General features: G+C 30.9%; 1 protein-coding gene. It reads right to left on the reverse strand.

Annotated features, from left to right (window positions below; all coding sequences use genetic code 11):
* Positions 1-81: 81 nt before the first annotated feature.
* Positions 82-1,623 (reverse strand): glutamate/gamma-aminobutyrate family transporter YjeM, encoded by a 1,542-nt coding sequence (gene yjeM, locus VN21_RS07170; RefSeq protein WP_046822656.1) that lies wholly within the window; start codon positions 1,621-1,623, stop codon positions 82-84.
* Between the last annotated feature and the right edge of the window lie 252 nt (positions 1,624-1,875).

Below are 1,875 nucleotides of genomic sequence, written 5' to 3' on the forward strand. Positions count from 1 at the left end.
AAAATAAGTATATTTTTTTATATAAATAAATGCACCTACTAAATTAATAGCAGGTGCATTTTTTATAATATAGCTAAAATATTAGCTTGCTTTTCTATTATTATCACTATTCTTTACATGTTTCTTTTCATATCTACTATATAAGAAGAATCCAAATACTCCGAATATTACCGGTCCAGCTATCATAGTTAATGTTTTACTTAATCCTGCTGGTGAAGATAATGTTGGTTCTATTATAGTGAATACGTTAGCAAATCCAACTAATATACCTATTATTACAGCAAAAGTTGTTGCCATTCCTACACTCTTATAAACTACGAATGCTTTGTCAACTTTACCTTCTAATTGCTTTTTCTTAAATGCAGGGAATGCACTTGATAAGAATAAGTAAGGTATTGTCATTGCAACATTAGTCATAAGTACTAGTAAAGCGAAGAACTCACTTGCACTCTTACCTCCAAATGATACTAAAAGTATCATAGCTACAACTATTATAGCTTGAACTTTCATAGCATTTATAGGCATTCCGTCTTTTATTTCTCCTAATTTACCAGGCCATACTTGCTTTGGTGCCCCTTCTATAAGAGTCTTTAATGGAGAGTAAGTTAATGTGAAGAATGCTCCTGATAATGCTAAGAACATTGATAATCCAACGAATCTAGCAACCCAAGCACCCATAGTTAATGCTACTGATTGACTAGTTCCAAATGCTATACCTAATTGATATCCTAAGTTTTGCATTAATACATAAGCAACGTTAGCCATATTTACATCACTTGATGATAATATATCACTCCAGTTAGTAAATGTACCACAAGCAAATATACCTATTGCATATCCTACAGATATTACTATAGCTGCTAAAGTAAGACCTTTAGGGAAAGTTTTTTCAGCATTTTCAGTTTGGTCAACTAATCCACCTAAAACTTCTAATCCTCCAAATGCAAATATTGCAAATGTTAAGAATGATAATACAGTTACAGGTGTTTGATAAGCTGGGTTTGGAGAGTTTGTAAACGCTTTAACAACATTTGTTACAGGCTCTGCAAATTGTCCTTTGTTCATTATTACAACTAAAACCCCACCTACTAATAAAACTATATTTAATAATGCAACTGCTGTACCACCTATAGAAGTAACCTTAGTTATCTTCTCTATACCTTTAGTTGATACATAAGTAACTAATATTATCCATAATGCTCCAAGTATTCCTAGTGTTTGAACTGAACTTAATCCAAATAAAGACCAGTTAGCTGTAGCATCATATCCAAATATTGCGTTTGATAGTGGAACCCATAAAGTTGATGCAACGTTTACCATCCATACAATATAAGATGCATACCACATAAATGTTCCTACGAATGCATATTTAGGTCCTACAGATTTTTCCATCCATGAATACATACCACCTGATTCTTTTTTGAATGCAGATCCGTATTCAGCCATCATAAATGCATACGGTATAAAGAATAAAATTGCACTTAATAAATACCAAGGTATTGCTGCGTATCCCATTAGGAAAAACGCTCTCGGCATGTTAGCAAACCCAAATACAGATGTGAATATCATAAGTACTAGGGGCACTAATGTTAATTTTTTAGCATTGTTAGTATTTCCTGCCATTTGTTTTCCTCCTCATGAAGTATAATAATACTGTTTACATCAAAGGTTATTTTGTTAGATTTCTATCTATTTAAATGTTTAACCTTTTCCGCTTTACATATAATATCATAATTCTACAAACTTTCCAATACTTTTTAACTTAAATTGAATTTTCAGATTTTATTAACTTTATTTAACAAAAACCTACATTTTACCTTATATAAATACCTATTTTTTATTTTTAATATTATTTATTATTTCCTCTATATTCTT

Origin of the sequence: Paraclostridium benzoelyticum (assembly GCF_001006285.1) — a bacterium.
Taxonomy (GTDB): Bacteria; Bacillota; Clostridia; order Peptostreptococcales; family Peptostreptococcaceae; genus Paraclostridium; species Paraclostridium benzoelyticum.